At 62.0% G+C, this 20,647-nt stretch carries 14 protein-coding genes; 9 read left to right on the top strand and 5 right to left on the bottom strand.

All coding sequences use genetic code 11. The annotated features are described in order from the left end of the window. Positions 1–183 precede the first annotated feature (183 nt). Positions 184–3,213 carry an NACHT domain-containing protein gene (locus AC1TQG_RS20915; RefSeq protein WP_482139778.1) on the top strand — a complete coding sequence of 1,010 codons (3,030 nt, stop codon included), beginning with the start codon at positions 184–186 and terminating at the stop codon, positions 3,211–3,213. Between the two features lie 222 nt (positions 3,214–3,435). Then, positions 3,436–5,829 (top strand): Tex family protein, encoded by a 2,394-nt coding sequence (locus AC1TQG_RS20910; RefSeq protein ID WP_482139776.1) that lies wholly within the window; start codon positions 3,436–3,438, stop codon positions 5,827–5,829. Between the two features lie 15 nt (positions 5,830–5,844). Here AC1TQG_RS20910 and AC1TQG_RS20905 read toward each other — a convergent pair whose 3' ends face one another. After that, on the bottom strand, positions 5,845–6,636 hold the full coding sequence (locus tag AC1TQG_RS20905; RefSeq protein ID WP_482139774.1) for an MBL fold metallo-hydrolase: 792 nt from the start codon (positions 6,634–6,636) through the stop codon (positions 5,845–5,847). A gap of 40 nt (positions 6,637–6,676) precedes the next feature. Between AC1TQG_RS20905 and AC1TQG_RS20900 the strand changes: the two genes are divergently transcribed. Beyond that, entirely contained in the window at positions 6,677–8,656 is a 1,980-nt protein-coding gene (locus tag AC1TQG_RS20900; protein ID WP_482139772.1) for a phage holin family protein, read from the top strand. A gap of 16 nt (positions 8,657–8,672) precedes the next feature. Here AC1TQG_RS20900 and AC1TQG_RS20895 read toward each other — a convergent pair whose 3' ends face one another. Beyond that, on the bottom strand, positions 8,673–9,719 hold the full coding sequence (locus AC1TQG_RS20895; RefSeq protein WP_482139771.1) for an aldo/keto reductase: 1,047 nt from the start codon (positions 9,717–9,719) through the stop codon (positions 8,673–8,675). A 161-nt stretch (positions 9,720–9,880) separates the two neighbouring features. Between AC1TQG_RS20895 and AC1TQG_RS20890 the strand changes: the two genes are divergently transcribed. Together AC1TQG_RS20890 and AC1TQG_RS20885 are read left to right on the top strand one after the other, a co-directional pair. Next, the gene (locus tag AC1TQG_RS20890) at positions 9,881–10,489 is read left to right on the top strand and encodes a TetR/AcrR family transcriptional regulator (protein ID WP_482139769.1); all 609 of its coding nucleotides are present in this window, start codon (positions 9,881–9,883) and stop codon (positions 10,487–10,489) included. Between the two features lie 25 nt (positions 10,490–10,514). Further along, entirely contained in the window at positions 10,515–11,675 is a 1,161-nt protein-coding gene (locus AC1TQG_RS20885) for an endonuclease/exonuclease/phosphatase family protein (RefSeq protein ID WP_482139767.1), read from the top strand. A gap of 106 nt (positions 11,676–11,781) precedes the next feature. Here AC1TQG_RS20885 and AC1TQG_RS20880 read toward each other — a convergent pair whose 3' ends face one another. Further along, positions 11,782–14,205, bottom strand: coding sequence for an ATP-dependent Clp protease ATP-binding subunit (locus tag AC1TQG_RS20880; RefSeq protein WP_482139765.1), 2,424 nt, complete (start codon positions 14,203–14,205; stop codon positions 11,782–11,784). Positions 14,206–14,365: 160 nt separating this feature from the next. Here AC1TQG_RS20880 and AC1TQG_RS20875 point away from each other — a divergent pair, with 160 nt between their 5' ends. After that, positions 14,366–16,693, top strand: a complete 2,328-nt coding sequence (locus AC1TQG_RS20875) for a galactose oxidase-like domain-containing protein (protein ID WP_482139763.1) — start codon at positions 14,366–14,368, stop codon at positions 16,691–16,693. Positions 16,694–16,698: 5 nt separating this feature from the next. Here AC1TQG_RS20875 and AC1TQG_RS20870 read toward each other — a convergent pair whose 3' ends face one another. Next, a complete protein-coding gene (locus tag AC1TQG_RS20870) occupies positions 16,699–17,511 on the bottom strand; it encodes a hypothetical protein (protein WP_482139761.1) in 813 nt (270 codons plus the stop codon). A 164-nt stretch (positions 17,512–17,675) separates the two neighbouring features. On the opposite strand from AC1TQG_RS20870, the gene AC1TQG_RS20865 reads away from it, so the two are divergent. From AC1TQG_RS20865 to AC1TQG_RS20855, 3 genes are all read left to right on the top strand, one after another. Beyond that, a complete protein-coding gene (locus AC1TQG_RS20865; protein ID WP_482139760.1) occupies positions 17,676–18,026 on the top strand; it encodes a cupin domain-containing protein in 351 nt (116 codons plus the stop codon). 79 nt (positions 18,027–18,105) lie between these two features. Then, on the top strand, positions 18,106–18,486 hold the full coding sequence (locus tag AC1TQG_RS20860) for an ArsR/SmtB family transcription factor (RefSeq protein ID WP_482139759.1): 381 nt from the start codon (positions 18,106–18,108) through the stop codon (positions 18,484–18,486). Beyond that, on the top strand, positions 18,483–18,956 hold the full coding sequence (locus tag AC1TQG_RS20855) for an SRPBCC family protein (RefSeq protein ID WP_482139757.1): 474 nt from the start codon (positions 18,483–18,485) through the stop codon (positions 18,954–18,956). The genes AC1TQG_RS20860 and AC1TQG_RS20855 overlap by 4 nt, the downstream gene beginning before the upstream one ends. A 49-nt stretch (positions 18,957–19,005) precedes the next feature. Here AC1TQG_RS20855 and AC1TQG_RS20850 read toward each other — a convergent pair whose 3' ends face one another. Further along, complete coding sequence (locus AC1TQG_RS20850; protein WP_482139756.1) at positions 19,006–20,553, bottom strand: hypothetical protein; 1,548 nt, start codon at positions 20,551–20,553, stop codon at positions 19,006–19,008. Positions 20,554–20,647: the final 94 nt, after the last annotated feature.

Below are 20,647 nucleotides of genomic sequence, written 5' to 3'. Positions count from 1 at the left end.
ACGCACCCGCTTAACGGCACGTTCAGAGTCGCTGAGGTCAGCACTGGTGGGATAGTGCGCTCGAGTCCACCATCGTCAGGTAGAGGCAATCGGAGCAGGATCCAGCGCCAACCTGCTCGATGTTGGCAGACCAGATGAGTTCGGCACCGAATCGACCAGGCGCATGTGCGCTATCTTCGATGCATGGTGGAACCAATCACAACGGCAATTGCTGGCAAAGTTGGGCTGGCGATCGTCTCCGCGGTCACTAATATCGGTACCCAGAAGTTGTGGTCCAAGTTAGGTCGGTCCCAGGGCGTCGAGATTCCCTCGTTCGAGGATTCAAAACCAGTTGCAGACTGGTTTGCGGTCCAGGTCGTCAAATATTTCGACGAAAATTCGATTCAGAATCCACCGGCAATTTCGGCATATCTGCAATCAACTGACTTCATAGGTTTGGTTCAAGCAATAGCGATTTTCAAGTTAGCTGGGCAGCCCACATCGGAGGCGGATCTGCCAAAGCGTGTCTTTGCGCATGGTCTGGCGCAATACGGATATGCGCAATCCGCAGGCGTGAATGCACTTTATCGGATAGTTTTAGAGGCTTGCAGTCAAATTGTAAGCAAGTCTGTTATTGGTGATAGACAGATACCTAAGGAGTTGTTGGTCCAGGCAAATCAAATCGCAAGCACGCAATATTTACAATCAATTGATCGCCAGCTCGCGCGAATCCTCGAGCATGAGTCCATAGACAACGCGAAGATTGATTCGATTCTCGAAAGTTATGCGAAGATCGTCTCTCGCACGTTTTCAACTATTACTCCACCTAGTTTAGTGGGGAGCGATTCGGTGGAAGTCGAATCATTATTCGTGTCGCCCAATATTCAGCCAGCTGAAAGAGAATCCGGCGTGGGTATTTCCTGGGACTTCGCAGGGCTTCTTTCCCAGAGTCGGGTTGTAGTGCTTGGGGATCCAGGTGGTGGGAAGACAACTCTTAGTCGAAAGATGGCGAAGGAGATTGCTGATGGAGAGCTTGCGGCCGATGGCGCCGGCAAAGTTGTTCCAGTTGTAATAGTGTTGCGGGATTTCGGCGGATACTACGCTGCGCCTGGCGGAAGCATAGCAAGTTATATAACGCATCTATTTGAAAAGCAGTACCAGATTCAGCTTGCAAAAGATTCGGTAGAATATTTACTGGATTCTGGCCGCTTTCTTCTGATCTTCGATGGATTGGATGAGCTGCTCATCGCGCATACCCGTAAGGATATTGCCTCGGCGATCGACTCGTTCGCATTGATGTACCCATTAACAAAGATAGTGGTAACATCTCGCAGAATTGGATACAAGCATAATCCGCTAGACTCGAGTATCTTTACCGAATTTTCACTTGGAGAGTTCGATCCCGACAAGACCTCGGTGTATGTAGAGAAGTGGTTCAGCCTGGCCGCGGTCGGTGACGATTCGGTAAACCCACCTGATCTAACGAAGCGTTTTATGCGCGAGTCTGAACACGCCGAAGATATTCGCTCGAATCCGCTTATGCTTGGTTTGATGTGCACTCTGTATCGCCGCGAATCATACATTCCTCGAAGTCGTCCGGATCTGTATGAGAAGTGTTCAAAATTACTCTTCGAGACCTGGGATCGTTCGCGTGGATTATTTTCGCCCCTACCATTTGAAGCGCATGTAAAATCCACTCTCTCATTTATTGCTTGTTCGATATACGAATCTGAAGACCTTCAGGCAGGTGTGACTGAACGACGTCTCATCTCTATGGCGTCTAGTTATTTATTGAAACGAGCGTTTACAGACGAAGACGCTGCAGAACATGCAGCGACCGAACTTGTAGAGTTCTGCAAGGGGAGAACATGGATTCTTGCGGAAGTTGGGCTTTCGGACCAGGACGAACCGCTATTTCAATTCTCGCACCGGACCTTCCTTGAGTACTACGCTGCAGTCCAAAAGGCGCGAACGTCGCGTGACGTCGAAGAACTGTACGAGAGTATTGGACCGGGTATTCGTACAGGTGAACTTGAGGTAGTAGCGGAACTCGCTTTCCAGATCAAGACTCGCGACACCGACGGAGCGCCTGATTGGTTTATATCGAAATTGCTCGCGGATTACGCGGCCGAAAAGGACCCAGTAATCAGTGGATCTCTAGCCCAGTTCATATCTCGGAGTCTAGCTTACGCGTTGCTATCGCCTCGCTTGGTTGAGCAAGTGAGCGAGATGGCACTAGCTTGCTTGGTTGCCGGATTTGGCAAGAAGAACGACATTCGCGAACTTAGCGGCGAGGATTTAGGTGACGATGGGCCTGAGAGTGACATTACTCAACGCCTCGAGTTGATGGACAATGTCTGCTATAAATCTGCAACTGAAGCTCGCGGCCAGGTTGTTGACTCGCTATGCAAGGTGTTAATTGACCTGTTAGAAAAGTCGAATGACGAGCAGTTGTTGGAGGTTATCGCTGGAATCGCTTGGAAGCTGCCAGCGTTTGTCAAGGGTCAGATACTAGGAGGTTTGGCTGGGGATTTCGAGGACGTGGCGCGAAACATTTCTGTCGGAGAAGTTCAACTCGAGAAGCTACGCTTGGCGGCTTTAAATGTCATGGAGGGGCGCGCGGCTGATTGGGAATGGGCCGCCATAGCGCTGTTCTATGAAGGGGTTATCACGATTGAGGCGCTTTTGCTGCTTCACCCGCTCGCCGCTACAGTAATGTCCCCCGTGGTCCCGCTCACCCAGACTCGCCTTTTCCCTCCGATGATTTACGCCATACGAAAGACTTTTGCTGAGCTTCAAGGGCGTGACCCGAGCCCAGCATTTACGGATTATCCAGACGTGCTTTCTGTTTGCTCCCAATATCTCAGACAAGCTGACCCGATCGAAGTGGACTTGAATGCTCAGCAAGCGAGGATATTGAACCTGAGGTCGATGGTCAGCTTGCATTCTGACTTCTCCGTATTGCCAAAAATATCATTAAGTAATCCGGAGGTTTTGGAGTTCTATACTGTTGTGTGTGCAGCGTCAGAATTATCGGAGATTGTTGGTCCTGCATTGGTGAAATCGCTGAAAGCGCTTCGAGAGCGCGCCCCGTCCCCTGAGGTAGTTGATTTGTGCTCCATTTTGGAAGCGAGAAATAAGAGTGCTGCGCTAGAGCCGGGTGTGCGTGGTTCGGGCGATCGTGTGTTAGAGAAATGGGCGCTGCACGAACTGAGTTTCTTTGCACGGGATTGATGATTGGTGCTCGAAGGGTCCACCTCGAACCGATAGGTGCAATGTCTTGGGTGTTTGACTGCTTAGGTCCTGGACGAGCAGCGCCGAGGTGGATACCAGGTTTGACCCTCGTGGCTTGTCGCCGAGACCGGTAGTTTGACCTGCCTTGGTTCGGCATACCTGCCGGGTCGGGTACTCGCTGCCTGCTTCGGTAGGGTTCACCGGGTGATATCGACCCCAGCTGTGAAGTCCGTGAATGCTCGTATCGCCGAAGAACTCAATGTTCGGGAAGAACAGGTGGCGGCAGCGGTAAAGCTGCTGGATGAGGGCTCGACCGTGCCGTTCATCGCCCGCTACCGCAAAGAGGCCACCGGCAGTCTGGACGACATCGAGCTCCGTACCCTCGATGAACGCCTGCGGTACCTTCGTGAGCTCGACGAGCGACGCGCAGCAGTGCTGGCCTCGATCGAGGAGCAGGGCAAGCTCACCGACGAACTCAAGGCCGCGCTGAACGCCGCCGAGACCAAGTCGCGCGTCGAAGACATCTACCTGCCGTACAAGCCCAAGCGACGCACCAAGGCGCAGATCGCTCGCGAGAATGGCCTGGCCCCGCTGGCCGAGCAGTTGCTGACTGATCCGTCGCTGGTTCCGGAAGAGGTCGCGGCTGGATTTGTGTCCGAGAATGTCGCGGATGCGGCAGCAGCGCTCGAAGGCGCACGCCACATCCTGATCGAGCAGGTCTCCGAAGATGCCGAGCTTGTCGGCGCGGTGCGGGAGAAGTTCTGGAAGGAGGGGTCGCTGCGGACCGCTGCCAAGTCGGAAGCGGTGGCGAATACCCCTGCGGCACAGAAGTTCCGCGACTACTTCGAGTACGGCGAGCCACTTGACAAGATGCCGTCGCACCGCGTTCTCGCTGTCATGCGCGGTGAGAAGGAAGAAATGCTGTCGCTGACACTCGACGGCGGTGAAGACGACGGCTACCAGGCGATGGCGGCCGCGTCGCTGGGTGTGGACGTCGCGAACTCCGGCCCGGCAACGCCATGGCTCATCGGAACCGCTCGTCTGGCCTGGCGCACCAAGCTGATGATCACCGCAATGGTGGACGCCCGCGTCCGGTTGCGTCGCGCCGCCGAAGAAGACGCGGTGGCGGTGTTCGCCCGCAACCTCGGTGACCTGCTCCTGGCAGCTCCCGCCGGCGCCCGTACGACCCTGGGCCTGGACCCCGGATTCCGGTCCGGTGTGAAGGTGGCGGTGGTGGACGGTACCGGCAAGGTCCTCGACACTTGCGCGATCTTCCCGCACCAGCCGCAGAACCAGTGGGACAAGTCCAAGGCGACACTGGCCGCGCTGGTGGCCCGGCATGGCGTCGAACTGATCGCGGTCGGCAACGGCACCGCTTCCCGCGAGACCGACGCGTTGGCCGGTGAGCTGATCGCCGAGATCGGCAAGGCCACCAGCAAGGCCCCGGCCAAGGCGATGGTGAGCGAGGCCGGCGCCTCGGTGTACTCGGCCTCCGAATACGCTTCGAATGAGTTCCCCGACATGGACGTCTCACTGCGTGGCGCGGTATCCATCGCCCGGCGTCTGCAAGACCCGCTGGCCGAGCTCGTGAAGATCGAGCCGAAGTCGATCGGTGTCGGGCAGTACCAGCACGACATCACCCCGGGCATCCTCGCCCGCAGCCTCAACGCGGTCGTCGAAGACGCTGTGAACGCCGTCGGTGTCGATCTCAACACTGCTTCGGTACCGCTGCTCTCGCGGGTGTCCGGCGTGACAAATACGCTGGCGGAATCCATTGTGGCTCACCGTGATGCGACCGGACCGTTCCAGAGTCGCAAGGCATTGCTCAAGGTTCCGCGTCTGGGACCCAAGGCTTTTGAGCAGTGTGCCGGCTTCCTTCGGATCCGTGAGGGCGACGACCCGCTCGATGCGTCGGGTGTGCATCCCGAGGCGTACCCCGTGGTCCGCAAGATCCTTGATCGATCCGGTGTCACTCTCGCGGAACTGATCGGCAATGAGCGGGCACTGCGCGCATTGCGTCCGGCTGAGTTCGCCGACGACCGGTTCGGCGTCCCGACGGTCACCGACATCCTCGCCGAACTCGAAAAGCCCGGCCGCGACCCGCGTCCGGCGTTCACCACTGCAACATTCGCAGCGGGCGTCGAGAAGGTCGCTGACCTCAAGCCCGGCATGGTGCTCGAAGGCGTTGTGACAAACGTGGCCGCCTTCGGCGCCTTCGTCGACGTGGGCGTCCACCAGGACGGACTGGTTCACGTTTCCGCGATGGCCGACAAGTTCATCTCCGACCCGCACGAAGTGGTCAAGTCCGGACAGGTTGTCCGCGTCAAGGTGATGGAGGTCGACGTCGACCGGCAGCGGATCGGATTGTCGCTGCGCCTGAACGACGAGCCCGGTGCAGGCAAGGCCAAGCCCGAGCGCGGCAGCAATCAGGGTGGAAATCAGGGCGGCGGAAACCAAGGCGGCGGCAATCAGGGTGGTCAGCGCCGTGGGCCGCGCCCCGATCAGCGAGGGAATCCCAAGCGCGACAACAACTCCGGTCGGAAGTCCGCCACTCCGGTGCCGGCGAACGGTTCACTCGCCCAGGCTCTTCGCGACGCGGGGTTCGGGAACAAGTAGCCACCCTCGGCGGGTCTACTCGGGCAGCGATCCGCCGGGTTCCAGCTCGGTCGCAGGCAGTCCGGTCTCGGTGGCGAGCTGTACGAACTCGCCACCGGGACCGAAGAACCGCTCGGGCCGGACCCTGCCCATCCCGACCGGCCACAACGTGCCGAAGTGAATGGGCACCACATGACGGGCCGAGATGATCTCCGCGGCGCGCACTGCGCGTGCTGGATCCATATGTCCGGCACCCAACGTCGGCCCCCAGCCGCCGACCGGAAGCAAGGCCAGATCGATGTCGGACACCCAGTCGGCCAGAGCCGGATAGAGATCGGTGTCGCCGGCAAAATAGGTGCGCTTGTCGCCGGTGATCACGTACCCCAACGCCGGAGTGGTCCGCCGTCCGCGACGCCACCTGCGGCCGTCGTGGTCGGCGGGCACCGCCTGGATCGACAATTCGCCGATCGACACGGCGTCGCCCGGTCGCACCTCGATCAGCCGGTCACCGACATCGCGTAGCGCGGGCAGCGAATCGGGAGCACCCGACGGCACCACGATCGGCACGTCCTCCGACAGGAGCCGAAGCGACGGTAGATGCGTGTGATCGGCGTGCAGGTGTGACAACAGGACGACGTCTGGATTCTGAATCGCGGGGCCCGAGGGGACAGGGCCTCGTCGGCGGCGTAGATGTCCGACCCGCGAGGTGAGAACCGGATCGGTCATCACGGTGGTGCCGCGGTCTTCGATCACTGTGCTCGCGTGCCCGAGCCAGCGCAGCGCCACGCCGACGCGGTCCTCGTCGTCTGCGCCCGGTGTCGCCCCCACACGCACTACGATCCCAGAGATCAGGCGAAAGGGATGCCCTATGCGCACCACAGCCCGGCTGGTCGGCCTTCTCATCGAGTTCGTCGTGCTGTGGCTGTCGTCTGCGGTGGCGATCCTGCTGCTGGATGTGGTCTTCGACGGAATATCGCTGGACTCGGTGAACATCGGGATCCCGGCGTTGTCCAAGTTGCCGTCGGCGTTGGTGGTGGCGCTCGTCTTCGGTGTGCTCAGCGCCGTGCTGTGGCCCCTGTTCGTTCGGCTGATGTCGTGGGTCGGGCCCGCGGTGCTCTTCCTGTTGGTCTTCTTCGCCAGTGGCGCAATCATGTTGTTGACGCTGAACATCGTCCCGGTCGCCTCGGTCGAAAGAGCCTGGGACGCAGTGTTCATGGCGACGCTACTGTCACTGTTCACCTCCGTTGTCGGTGGCGCGATCGCGTCCCACTCGAATACTGCCTATCGGCTGATGCAGGTGCGCAGGCAAAGACTTCGTCGCAATCATCCGCCCGTTTCCAGCGAACCCGGACTGCTGTGTATTCAGATCGACGGCCTCGGCCACGATGTGCTGCGTCGTGCCATCGCGGACGGTGTCACCCCTGGGCTGGCTGCGATGGTCAGACAGACGCACAGCCTGATCCCGTGGCACACCGATTGGAGCAGCCAGACGGGGGCAAGCCAGCTCGGTATCTTGCACGGCTCGAACCACAACGTGCCCGCCTTTCGCTGGTACGACAAGAGCAACGGCAAGATCGACGTCTTCAGCAATCCGCGCGACAACGAGGACCGCGAACTCGAACGCGCCGACCACCCCGGCCTTTTGGCGGTTGACGGCGCCAGTCGCGGCAACCTGTTCACCGGAGGTGCGGAAGACAATGTCCTTGTCGTGAGCCGGATGCGCGGGGCACGGCTCGGCGGTGGTGCCGGTTACTCGTCGTATTTCGTCGATCCTTCAAGTGCGTTGCGCACGCTGATCCGGATGGTCGCCGAGGTGCAACGGGAGTTGCGGCAGTCGTGGCATCAGCGCCGCGCCGACATCCGGCCGCGTGTACCCCGCGGCGGTGTCTATCCGCTCGTGCGGGCGTTCACCACGGTGCTGGCCACGGATGTCACTGTGGCAGCGGTTGTCCGCGACCTGATCCAAGGTCGGAGTATCATCTATGCGGACCTCATCGGCTACGACGAGGTGTCACACCACTCGGGGATCTCGCGACCCGAAACGCTGAAGGTGCTGACCAAGGTCGATGAGGAGATCCGGATGCTCGTCGCTGTACTGGAGCACTCGGATCGGCCGTACAACGTCGCGATCCTGTCCGATCATGGACAGAGTCAGGGTGCGACATTCAAGCAGCGCTACGGAGTGAGCCTGGAACAGCTTGTCTTGAGACTGTGTGGTGAATCGGCTGAAGTCAGCACATCTGGCGACCAGCAAATCGGAGCCGAAGGCGCCGAGTACGCCGCGGCCAGCGTGCGCTCACCGAAAACGCCCGATCCGCCGGTGCCGGACCATGGGAGACCGGTGGTACTCGGATCGGGCAATCTCGGATTGATCAGCTTCCCGGCGATATCCGGGCGAGCCGACATGGACGCCATCGAGGCCGCCTACCCGGGACTTCTCGATGCGCTGCGTGCACACCCCGGTATCGGATTTCTTCTTGTTGCCAGGGCATCGGGCGGCTCTGTTGTCCTCGGTGCCGACGGCACGGTGGATGTCGCCTGCGGCAGCGTCGAGGGGATCGACCCACTGGTGGATTTCGGCCCGGACGCACTCGAAAAGATCCGCCGGACCGACACATTCGAGAACGTTGCCGACATCATGGTCGGGGGAGCGTACTGGCCCGAGACCGATGAGGTCGCCGCGTTCGAGGAGCAGGTGGGCTCACACGGCGGGATGGGTGGCCCACAGAGCACGCCATTTCTGCTGTGCCCCAGCGTGTTGCCCGCGCCGCCCGACAAGCTGCACGGTGCCGAGGCGGTTCATGCGGTGCTTGCCGGCTGGCGGGACCAGGCAGATACCCCGCGGTGACGAGAACTACTCGGGTTCAGCCTGTTTGGCCGGCACCACGCTCAGCGAGGGGCCGCCGCCGGAACGCTTTGTGTTGCAGCGCGGGAGGTACGTAGGCCTGGTCGAGCGTGCCGATATCGGTACCCGGCGGGACGATCTCGTCGATGCGGTCGAGGATGTCGTCGGAGAGCGTCACCTCGAGGCCGGCGAGAAGATCGTCGAGTTGCGTCATGGTGCGTGCTCCGATCAGTGCGCTGGTGACGCCGGGGTGGGCGATCGCGAACGCCATCGCGAGATGCGTCATCGGCAGGCCCGCCTCGGCGGACAGCGGTATGAGCGCTTCGACGGCGTCGAGGCGACGTTCATCGCTGAAGGCTTTGAAGAAACTCGCGCGGACCAGGTCGGACTGTTGGCCCTTGCGGGCGCGGCCGGTGAGCATTCCTTGCCCGAGCGGACCCCAGACGAGCACGCCCATTCCGAAGCGTTGAGCTGTCGGCAGTATCTCGGCTTCGATGCCGCGGTTGAGGATCGAGTACGGCGGCTGTTCGGTGCGCAGCCGCTCGAGTCCTCTGTGTTCGGCCACCCATTGAGCGTCGATGATGTTGGAGACGGGCGTATTCGACGAACCGATCGCCCGGACCTTACCGCTGCGGACCAGGTCGGTCAGTGCCGACAGGGTTTCCTCGATGTCGGTCTGCGGGTCGAGACGATGAATTTGATACAGGTCGATGTAGTCGGTCTGCAGCCGGCGCAGGGATTCCTCCACCGCGGTGATGATCCAACGTCGGGACGTTCCCTGCCGGTTTGGATCCTCGCCCATCGGTCGGCCGAATTTGGTTGCCAGGACGACGTTTTCGCGACGCCCCTTCAGTGCTTTGCCGACGACCACCTCGGATGCACCCTGCGGGGGTAACGAGTAGGCGTCCGCGGTGTCGATGAAGTTGATACCGGCGTCGAGTGCCTTGTGGATGATGCGAACCGAGTCGTCGTGGTCGGGGTTGCCCATCGATGCGCCGAGCATCAATGTGCCGAGAGCGTAGGGGCTGACCTTGATGCCGGTCCGGCCGAGGGTGCGGTACTGCATGGGATGCCTCCGATGGAGTGGATGTGATGGCGATCCGTGCTTCGGGCGGTAGGCTTACACCCATAACCGGAAAGCTCTTCCACAACTATATGGAATAGCTTTCCGGTATGGCAATACCTAAGCGGAATATCTTTCCGAAATAGCTGAAGGGGGTGAGGACCATGGACACCGTGGAGTCGGACGAATCGCCGCAGCAGCGTCGTCGCAAGCGGGCCGATGCGCAGCGCAATGTCGATGCCCTGCTCGACGCCGCGAAGACTGTCTTCGCGCGCTCGGGGGTGGACGCGCCCGCCAAGGAGATCACCGACCTGGCCGGCGTTGGCGTCGGGACGCTGTACCGGCACTTTCCGCGACGCGCCGACCTCGTCGCGGCGGTGCTGGAACATGGGATAGACGCCTGCGTCGACGCTGTGGTGGCACTCCGAGACGCATATGAGCCGACCGAGGCGCTCGCCAAGTGGGTACATCGGTACACCGAGTTCGTCGGGACCAAGCGCGGGCTCGCCTCGGCGCTGCACTCGGGTGATCCGGCATTCGACTCGCTGCCGGACTACTTCATGCAGCGTCTCGAACCGGTTGTCGCATCCTTGCTCGATGCCGCGGGCGGGGAGGTCCGTTCTGATGTCAACGCGACGACCGTGCTGCATGCCGTTGCCCTGCTGTGCCAACCGATTCCCGGCGAGGACCTTGCGTACAACCAGCGCATGGTCGCCGTGTTCGTGGATGGATTGCGTCCGACCGCCGATAGTCTGTCTTCCCAGAGAGACTAATTCGTAGCAACGGGAGGGCGGCGGCATGGCGCTTTCGGTGGATCAGAACGTACATGCGGTCAAGGACTGCCCGATGGGGATCGGGGCGGCACTGCCCGCGCTGGCCGAACCTGCTCATGTTCGCAGTTCAATCGACAGTGTCGGAACACAATTGCGTGATCAGGCGCCTTTTGTTGTCGGCGGCTCGGGTATTGGTGCGGCCGTGGGTGCGACGACGGGTCTCGGGATGGGTCGGGGTCTGTTGTTCGGCGCGACGACTGGTGCCCTGCTCAGGGTGCGCATAGGTCGCGTCCGTCTGCGCTCGGCAGCGGGATCAGGTGCGGTGCCTGCCGTGTCGCCCGTCGCGACCGAGACGTTGCGGGTCATGGAGTTCAACGTGCACGGCGGGATGGGTGCACCCGGAAAGTTCTTCGCCACTGCGGCCAAACTCGATCTCCTCGCCGAGACGATCAAACAGGAACGACCCGACATCGTCTTGCTCCAGGAACTCGACAACTATGCGGTGCGGTCGAATTTCGTCGACACCCTGGGCGCGCTCGTCAAGCGTTTGCGGCCCACCGGGGCCGTGATGACGGCGGCGATCGACAAGGTCACCGGGCGACGGGAAGGCACCGGCGTCATGACGTTCAACGGTGCCACGATCACCGATGCGCGAGGTCTGCGAATAGGAGATGCGCTCGGCGACAACACCGGCCGACGGTTCCGGGCAACCGCTGATGCCTGGGCCGCGGTGGTGGGCACCAAGCTGGGCCAGACCTGGCTACCGTTCGGGGGTATGAAGGAATACCAGCCGAGGGTGGCCACCGATGCGATGGTGCGCACCTCGGGCGGCAACAGCATCCGGGTGCTGTCGGGGCATTTCAGTCCACCGCAACATGGGATCGACGAGCCGAAACGGCAAGTCGATCCGGTGGTGGCAACGATCGGAACATGGCAGGGGCCAACGATATTCGGTGCCGACTTCAACATTCGTGATGGATCACCCGAGTTCACAAGAGAGCAGGAGATATTCGCTGCGGCGGGACTGGCCGAATCGACTGCCGGGGCACCACCCAACAGCGACCGGGTATACGCATCGGCCCACTTCTCGGCCGCGGATCCTCGCAAGTTGGTGACCCCGGAGAGTGTGACGCGAGCAAGTGATCACTATCCGGTTGTGGTCGAGCTGACCCTCCGGGCCGACTGACCGAGAAAATCCGCTCCACATACAACGATCCGCTCCACCTGCAGCGCACTGCAAGTGGAGCGGATCGTGTTATGTGGAGCGGATCGAAGGGGTTACCTGGATCAGGTCAGCTGACGTTCAGTTCCAGCTCACCGTCGTTGACCTCCACCGAGACCTTGCCGCCGTCGATGAGGACCTCGTCGAGCAGCAGATCGGCGATGCGATCGTCGACCTCCCGCTGGATCGAACGCCGCAGCGGGCGCGCACCGAACTCGGGCTGATGCCCGCGCTCGGCAATCCAATCAACTGCAGCATCGGTGAAGTCGATCTCGATGCCCTTGGCGCCGAGCCGTTTCCGGCTGTCCTCCAACAACAGATCGGTGATCTCGTGCAGCTGTTCGTCGTCGAGCTTGCGGAAGATGACGATCTCATCGATCCGGTTGAGGAACTCCGGCCGCATCGATTCCCGCAACCGACTCATGATCCGGTCGCGAATCGGCTTGTCCGAGGCCACGGTGTCGCCGGTCGTGAATCCGAGTCCACCGGACTTGCTCGAGATGATGTCCGACCCGAGGTTGCTGGTCATGATCAGCACGGTGTTCTTGAAGTCGACGGTGCGGCCCTGACTGTCGGTCAGGCGTCCGTCGTCGAGAACCTGGAGCAACGTGTTGAAGATGTCCGGGTGGGCCTTCTCGATCTCGTCGAGCAGGATCACCGAATACGGATTTCGACGGACCTGCTCGGTGAGCTGCCCGGCCTCGCCGTATCCGACGTAGCCCGGAGGTGCCCCGATGAGCCGGCTGACGGTGTGACGCTCGCCGTACTCGCTCATGTCCAGCCGAAGCATCTTCGACTCGTCTCCGAACAGCGAGGCGGACAACGCCTTTGCCAGCTCGGTCTTGCCGACGCCGGTGGGTCCCAGGAACAGGAAGCTGCCGACCGGACGATCGGGATCACTCATTCCCGTCCGGTTCCGACGCACCGCCCGGGCGATCGCCTTGACGGCATCGTCCTGCCCGACGACCCGCTCGTGCAGTTCGTCTTCGAGCCGGCGGAGCCGTTCTTTCTCCTGCTCGGTCATCTGAGCTGCCGGAATTCCGGTGGCCCGCGACACCACATCCGCGATGTCCTCGGCGGTCACGTCGAGTACGACCGCCGGTTTGTCGCTGCCGTCCTCGAGTCGCGACTTGAGCCGGGCGGTCTGGTCTCGAAGCGCAGAAGCCTTCTCGTAGTCTTCGTCCGCCACCGCCTTTTCTTTCGCGGATTCGAGTGCAGCGAGCTGCTTGCGAATCGCCTCGCTGTCACCGCTCGGTGTGGTCAGCTGCATGCGAGCACCGGCCTGGTCGATCAGGTCGATTGCCTTGTCCGGCAGGAACCGATCGCCGATGTAGCGGGCAGACAACTCGACCGCGGCCGTGATCGCCTCGTCGGAGTAGCGCACACCGTGGTGCTCCTCGTACCGGCCACGCAGACCGGTGAGGATCTCGATGGCATCGGCGATGCTGGGTTCGGGAACCGTCACGGGCTGGAACCGGCGTTCGAGCGCCGGATCCTTCTCGATGTTCTTCCGGTACTCGTCGAGTGTGGTGGCACCGACGATGTGCAGTTCACCGCGAGCCAGCTTGGGCTTGAGGATGTTTCCGGCATCCATCGAACCGTCGGCTCCGGCACCTGCGCCTGCGATGGTGTGGACCTCGTCGATGAAGACGATCAATTCGTCGGAGTGCGCGACGATCTCGTCGATCACGCCGTTGAGTCGTTCCTCGAAGTCGCCGCGGTACCGCGTACCCGACACCATGCTCGAGAGATCGAGCTGGACGATTCGTTTGCCGACCAACCGGTCGGGGACATCGCCGTCCACGATCCGCTGGGCGAGACCTTCGACGATCGCGGTCTTGCCGACACCGGCCTCGCCGACCAGCACCGGGTTGTTCTTGGTGCGCCGAGACAGGATCTCGATGGTCTGCTGGATTTCCTCGGCGCGTCCGATCACCGGATCAACGCCGCCCGAGCGCGCGCGTTCGGTCAGGTCGAAACCGTATTTGTCGAGACCTGGGGTGGCGCTGTCAGAGGTTTCGGTCGCTGCTGAACCGCCCTGTACGGCGGCCTGCAGGCGCTCGGGTGTGACCCCGGCAGATGCCAACAGTCGTCCCGCTGCGCGATCCTGATCCCCGGCGAGTGCCAGGAACAGGTGCTCCGGGTCGATGAAGGCCGAACCAAATGCCTGGGCAAGTTGATGGGCCTCGAAGACGGCGGTCCTCACCGCGGCGCTCAGGGTGGTGGTGCCGATACCGGTCGCGGGACCGTGGTTGGGCAAACCCTTGTCGACGGCGGCGATGACGGTCGCAGGTGCAGCGCCCGCACGTTCCATGAAGTTGCGGATCGGTTCCTGGTCGGCCATGACCCGCAGGATGTGAAGGGCGTCGAGCTCAGAGTCGCCGCGACCTGCGGCAAACTTGGCCGCGTCTGCAACGAGGGCCTGGGTGGATTTGCTCATCAATCGGCTGATGTCGATGCGGCGCGGGCCTTCGGGCCCGAAGAATGCTGCCATTCGGAAGCCTCCCTTAAAGAGTTGAGTGCATACGACTCAATTAACATGAGCGTGGTCCAATCAATTCCCGTACGCCGGTGCCATTCGGCTGAACGACATGATGTGCGTCACAGCCCGCTTAAACTTCGAGGAACGTGCATCGCTGTCGAGGGGGCTCGTCATGGCCGGAGTTGCAGTACCCGTTCCGGGGTGGTTCTCGCCCATCAATCAGGACTGTGGGGTCGCGGTCGGTGATGTCGACGGCGACGGCACAGACGACGTCGTCGTGTTGTTGGTCGACAACCCGCCAGGCCAGAATGGGGCCTCCTATCGAGTCGGTCATGCGGTCGCCGGTGATGGCACCGCGGCCAACTGGAGTCCTTGGCATGCGATCCCGGATTGGTTCGGCTGGGAGAATCAGGGCGCGTCCATCGCGCTCGCGGACCTCGACGGCTCGGGACAACTGGATTTGGTTGTACTGGTCGTCGACAATCCGGCCGGGCAGAACCAGGGATACCTGAAAATCGGGAGGAACCTCGCGGACGATGGCGCGGTGACCGGCGCCTGGACCGGATGGCAGCAGATCCCGGACTGGTTCGGTTGGGAGAACCAGGGCGCGGACATTGCGCTGACCACGCTCGACGGGGCACACGCGATCGTGGTGCTCGTCGTCGACAACCCGAACGGTCAGAACAGCGGTCAGTTCCGGGTCGGGGGAGGCTTGCGTGCGGACGGCACCCTCGACGGCGGCTGGGGCGACTGGATCGGGGTACCTGATTGGTACGGCTGGGAAAACCAGGGCGCCGGCCTCGCGGTGGCCGATCTCGACGGCGACGGTCGTCCGGAGTTGATCGTGCTGGCAGTCGACAACCCGAACGGGCCCAATACCGGGCAGGTCACTGTCGGTTGGGGTTTGACCGCCTCCGGGCACTGCGTCGATGGATGGAGTGTGTGGGATGAGCTGCCGGGCTGGGGTTTCGACGACAACCAGGGTGCATCCCTGGCGTTGTTGCCACATCCGGGAGCACGGCCGGAGCTGGCCGTGCTCACCGTCGCCGGACCTACGGGTACCGGGTCGTTGCGGATCGCCCCGCTGGTCCTGGACATCGACGAGGGTCACCACCACGGCGCGTGGCGGATCCTGGACTTCGGCACCGAGATCAACCCGGTGCACGCGGCCTTGCTGAACACCGGAGACGTCCTCTTCTTCGCCGGTTCCGGCAACGACGAGATCGCCCATGCCGCACACGCATTCCGCACCAGGCTGTGGCACTACCCGGCCCCGGATCTCGATGCGCCGGGCACCCCGATCGATCTGTTCTGCGCTGGGCAATGCGCGCTTCCGGACGGCCGGATCCTCGCTGCGGGTGGCACCGACCGCTACGACCCGTTCTATGGACTGACCGACGCGCTGATATTCGATCCGGCGGCCGGGCAGTGGGTGCGGACGGCCGATATGGAGTTCGGACGGTGGTACCCGGCGCTGGTGACCCTGCCGGATGGACGCGCACTCGCGGTGTCCGGCCTCGGAGACAACCAACTGTCGGTGATTCCCGAGGTCTACGACCCGGCGGCCGGCACGTGGTCGAAGTTGCCGAACCCGGGGCCGATACCCATGTACGCGAATCTGGTGGTGCTCATCGGCGGCAAGATCTTCTATACCGGTGCTCAATACGGCGGCAACAACGGGATGCGGCCGAGTGTGTGGGATCCGGCAACCGGGCATGTCACAGAGGTGCAGGGTTTGATGGACCCAGGCTTGCGCAACCAGGCGTCAAGCGTCCTGCTGCCGCCGGCCCAGGATCAAAAGGTGATGATCGTCGGTGGCGGCGGATTCGATATGCACAGTCCCGCACCAGCGCTGGCCGATACGCGCATTGCGGATCTATCGGAGGCGGAGCCGAAGTACATCGCCGGACCGCCGCTCATGCATGCCCGGATGCACGTCTGTGCGGTGTTGTTGCCCGACCGGTCGGTACTCGCGACGGGCGGTTCGGGGATGGAGGAGATGGCACACGACGCGCCGCCTTTTGCCGAACTCTTGAAGTCTGGAGCGGGTGTCTGGGAGCACACGGCCACCTCGCGGGTTCCACGGCTGTACCACTCGGTGGCCTTGCTGGCACCGGACGGGAAAGTCATCACGGCGGGGTCGAATCCGCAGCGCCGCACCGTGGAGACGCGTATCGAGATGTTCTTGCCGCCGTATCTCTTCCACGCCGAGCGGCCCTCATTCGATCTCGCGGTCGATCATGTCGACTACGGGGACACGCTCACCGTGACAGTGCAGGGACAACGGGCACCCCGCGAATTCTCGCTGATGCGACCGGGGGCGACCACGCACTCGTCAGACAACGAACAACGCCTCGTCGACATCCCGTTCACCGGCGCGGCCACCGCGACTCTGCACTTGCCGAGTGATCCATCGCTCGTTCCGCCGGGCTGGTATCTGTTGTACGTGGTTGACACCCACGGTGTTCCGTCGATCGGGAGGTGGCTGAAGATCTCCTGACCGCCTCAGTCGGCTGCTTGTTGAACGCCGGCTTGTTGAAGTATTGATTCGGCCTGATCGACCCAGTAGGCGACATGCGCATCGCCGGTGGCCAGTGCGGCGTTGACATCCCCGGTGGTCGCCAACACGTCCGCCGTTGTGTTCGCGGTCTCGGTCGCTCCGAGCAGCAGTAGTTCCGGCGCCTGGAACAGCACAGCGGATGCCGCTTCGATACCGTCGACCGCGGCGGCTTGCTGCTCGGTGGTGACGATGGCCGTCGATGGCGGGTTCGGCGTGATCGGTTGATTGAGAGCATCGAGTACACGGGTGCGTCCGGTGTCGATGTCTTGTCCGCCTGCGATCTTCATCGATTCGACAACCGCGACGGTGAGCGCGTTCTGCGCCCGGGGGAGTACCAGTGTCAGATCGTTCACGATGATTCCCGTCATCGCCGAATGTGCCGGTTCGGTCACCCAATGTGCCGCAATACCAGTCGATGTCGGCCCCGACCCGGTGGTCGCATACGCCGCGGCGAAGACTCCGGGCGATTGGAAAGCAGCGATCGGCACGGTGGTCACCCCCTGGATGAGGTACGGGCAGATGAGACTGCAATACAGTGACTGATTGCGGATCACCGTTGCCGGTATCTCGCCGGTGACTACCGCGGCCGGCCGGACCCGATGCGATACCGAGTCAGCGGACCCGGGGTTGTCGGGCGACGTGGCGCCGAACACGAGGGCCCCGACGGCTGTGGCCGAGGCAATGAGACCAGTAAATGCACGAACAGTCGGGTGCAATGTCCGACCCCCGATGAGTTGACGGCGGATGACGGTATCCACTGAAATCTACGCTCGTCGTCGCACCATCACCCATGGATCACGCGGATGAGGACGAATCGAAGAACCGATTGCCGTTTTTGTGCCTGTCGATCGGATCGTGCAGCGCTCAGGGTCCGATAGCGTGTTCGTTGAGGCTCCGCCGCCACATGTGAAAGAGGTCGAGTATGAACGAAACTGATTCCACCCTGGACGTGCTCGCCGCCGAGCGCCTGGATCTGGCCCGCGACGACGCTCGCGGACGGAGCGCCGACATACTTGTGCACGACGGTCCGCTCAGACAGAGTTTGGTGGCCATGATTGCTGGTTCCGAACTCCGAGAACATAATTCACCGCCTGCAGCCAGCCTGCTGGTCCTTCGTGGGTCGCTCAGGGTCTCGAGTGGGGAAGGGGACGTTGTTGTCGGTGCCGGCGAACTTCGTGGACTGCCGCATCACCGACACAGCGTCAAGGCAATCGATGACACCGTCTTCATCCTGACCGCGGTCACCGGCACCGGTGAACCCTCTCGTCGTTGATCCGCGGTCGCGGATATATCGGCGACCTCGATAACACTTAGCCCTTGCGCTTACTGTTCGATTCTTGATAGTTTGCCTTATGGCTCAGTATCAACAGGATTTGAACGGCGTATTTCAAGCCCTTGCCGACCCGACCCGTCGGGCGGTGCTGGGGCGACTGGGTCAGGGGCCGGCCAGTATCACCGAGCTGGCCAAGCCGTTCGACATGGCGCTGCCGTCATTCATGAAGCACATCCGCCTGCTCGAGAGCAGTGGCTGGATTCGTACGCACAAGGCCGGACGGGTGAGAACCTGCGCGCTCGAGAAGAAACAGTTCACAGTCGCCGAAAGCTGGCTGGCGGAGCAACGCGCGGTCTGGGAAGGCCGCACCGACCGACTCGAACAATTTGTCATGTCGAATCAGAGCGGCATTTCCGATCAAACAGACACGTCCGACGACAAAGAGGAGACCACACCATGACCACCACCGATTCTGCCCTCGACCTCACCGTGTCCCGAATCATCAAGGCACCGCGCGACGCCGTGTGGTCGGCATGGACCGACCCCGCAAAATTTGCGCAATGGTGGCTGCCGGCGCCCGCCACCTGCAAGGTTGTGCAGATGGATTTGCGTCCGGGCGGCGCGTTCGAAACCGAGATGAGCGAGGATGGCGTCGACTTCTCGCCACATATCAACGGCTGTTTTCTCGCGGTCGACAACCTCGAGCGCATTGTGTTCACCACCGCGCTGGTCACTGGGTGGCGGCCGGCGCGTGACCCCTTCATCACCGCGGTCATCACCTTCGCGGATCATCCAGAGGGCACCGAGTATGTGGCCACTGCGATGCACAAGGATGGCGCGGATCGAGAGATGCACGACTCGATGGGCTTTCACGACGGATGGGGGACCGTTACGCGGCAACTCGCAGAACTCGTCGAGCGTGGGGCCTGACGACTCAACAGGTGCTCAGGGGTAGGCGACATCGATTCCAAGGTAGTGCTCACTCGTCCCCCTCGATGATCTGAAAGACTGGCGTCGATGTCTTTGTCGGCAGCGCAACAGCATTCGAAAACGCTGTTGCCCAATCGTCAGGGAGATTCGCTTCGATACCCTGCCTGCGACCGCGGGATTTCAGCTCCTTCATCAGTAGCCCGCCGCTGAAACCGAAGAAGGTCTGGGCAGTCAGAATTGTCAGGATCCTTGAGTCGTCCGGTCGTCGCGGAACATGTTTTGACTGTCGTCGGACGATGTCGAACACCGTTGGTTGCGCGGCGCTGTTCCATTGATCCCAGCGCAACCCACCCCAGTGCACGCAGTGCGCGACGAACACGATGACCGGTACGTCGGGCCAGTTCGTGATGACCTGCTCGGGCACCGCGGCCGCGCCGCTGGCGCCTTTCATGGCTTTCCATTCGGCTTCCATCCACTGACGACGCATTTCGGGGTCATTCGCGGTGTCGAGGAATGCCTTGATCAATCCGGTGTCCTGCGACAGCAGGGTGAGGGCAGCGTCGCCGGACTTCACCGTTTTACTCGTCGGGTCGACGACATACCAGGTATTCGACTCAAAACTCACGCCCGCTTTGCGGAGGGCGTCGGTGACTTCGGGTCCCTCTTTGGCGAGGTTGTCCATGACCTTGCGCAGCAGGCCCGGTGCGGCAAATCCCGGACCGAAGCTGAACTTCGCCGAGTCCCAGGTGTTGATCGAGGCCTGAGAACCCTCGCCGACCCCGAGTTCGTGCCAGATCGCCTGGTTCACCGCCTGGCGTTTTGCCGAGTCGGATGCCAGTCCGGAGGGTTTGTCGCCGGCATGGCTGGGGCCGACGTAGATGTAGCCGCCGGGGACTCTGTCGGCCGGGCGGGGTTTCACGGTGCGAAGCAGGTAGTTCCCGGTCAGCAATCGATTTCGTCGGATCGCGTCGTACAGGGCGTCGATGTATCTCGGATCGTCACGTGGATCGGAGCGCGCTGAGTCGGAGTTCGGTACGCCGGTCGATCCTGTCGAGGCTCTGGGACCGATGATGGTCGGCCAGTTCGCGGCGTCGTGCATCGCCCGGAACTCGAGTGCTTGATCAACCGGAACGCCGCCGGTTCCGGGCGCTCGACCTTCCACCACATCGACGGCCGCCGCCAACCGCGGGTCCTGCTTGATCCGTGGGATGGCGACGATGGCAGCCCATGCGGCGGGGTCGAGTTTGAGTACCCGCATGGTGTCGACCATGCCTCTGACCCAAAGCATTCCGAGCGAGATGGCGAGCCTGTCCGTGTCACCGCGGAGCAGTAGATCGCGCATGGCGACAGACATGCTGACCGGATCGCCGGTCCACGGGACGTGTCCGAGCGGAGCCTTTGATTGCAACCCCGAACTCTGGTCGTCGCGCTGCAGAAAAGTCTGGACGGCCCGGTTGCCTGCGTGGCGTTGCAGGTTTGCGAGATGTCGGCCGGCGGTCGGTGATGCCCGCTCCGGTGATGCCCGCTGTGGTGAAGCCGGATGTGCGGCAGAGGTACTGGCCACCTTGTCGTCGGTCGCCGCTCGGTGCGATCCCATATCTCGAGTCAATCCTGCGAATCGCGTATTCGAGAATCGTTCGCAGTCAGCCTTCAGGGCACAGAGTATGGCGCCAAAGGGCATCCGATCGCGT

The sequence above is a fragment of the Williamsia sp. Y844 genome, from assembly GCF_056786475.1.
Note: the sequence above shows the minus strand (reverse complement) of the source record. Positions and strands in the feature narration are given on the sequence as shown.

Coding starts and splice junctions, on each gene's coding strand:
- AC1TQG_RS20915 (WP_482139778.1), top strand. CDS start 184: ATGGTGGAACCAATCACAACGGCAATTGCTGGCAAAGTTGGGCTGGCG.
- AC1TQG_RS20900 (WP_482139772.1), top strand. CDS start 6,677: ATGCGCACCACAGCCCGGCTGGTCGGCCTTCTCATCGAGTTCGTCGTG.
- AC1TQG_RS20895 (WP_482139771.1), bottom strand. CDS start 9,719: ATGCAGTACCGCACCCTCGGCCGGACCGGCATCAAGGTCAGCCCCTAC.
- AC1TQG_RS20890 (WP_482139769.1), top strand. CDS start 9,881: ATGGACACCGTGGAGTCGGACGAATCGCCGCAGCAGCGTCGTCGCAAG.
- AC1TQG_RS20885 (WP_482139767.1), top strand. CDS start 10,515: ATGGCGCTTTCGGTGGATCAGAACGTACATGCGGTCAAGGACTGCCCG.
- AC1TQG_RS20880 (WP_482139765.1), bottom strand. CDS start 14,205: ATGGCAGCATTCTTCGGGCCCGAAGGCCCGCGCCGCATCGACATCAGC.
- AC1TQG_RS20875 (WP_482139763.1), top strand. CDS start 14,366: ATGGCCGGAGTTGCAGTACCCGTTCCGGGGTGGTTCTCGCCCATCAAT.
- AC1TQG_RS20865 (WP_482139760.1), top strand. CDS start 17,676: ATGAACGAAACTGATTCCACCCTGGACGTGCTCGCCGCCGAGCGCCTG.
- AC1TQG_RS20860 (WP_482139759.1), top strand. CDS start 18,106: ATGGCTCAGTATCAACAGGATTTGAACGGCGTATTTCAAGCCCTTGCC.
- AC1TQG_RS20855 (WP_482139757.1), top strand. CDS start 18,483: ATGACCACCACCGATTCTGCCCTCGACCTCACCGTGTCCCGAATCATC.
- AC1TQG_RS20850 (WP_482139756.1), bottom strand. CDS start 20,553: ATGGGATCGCACCGAGCGGCGACCGACGACAAGGTGGCCAGTACCTCT.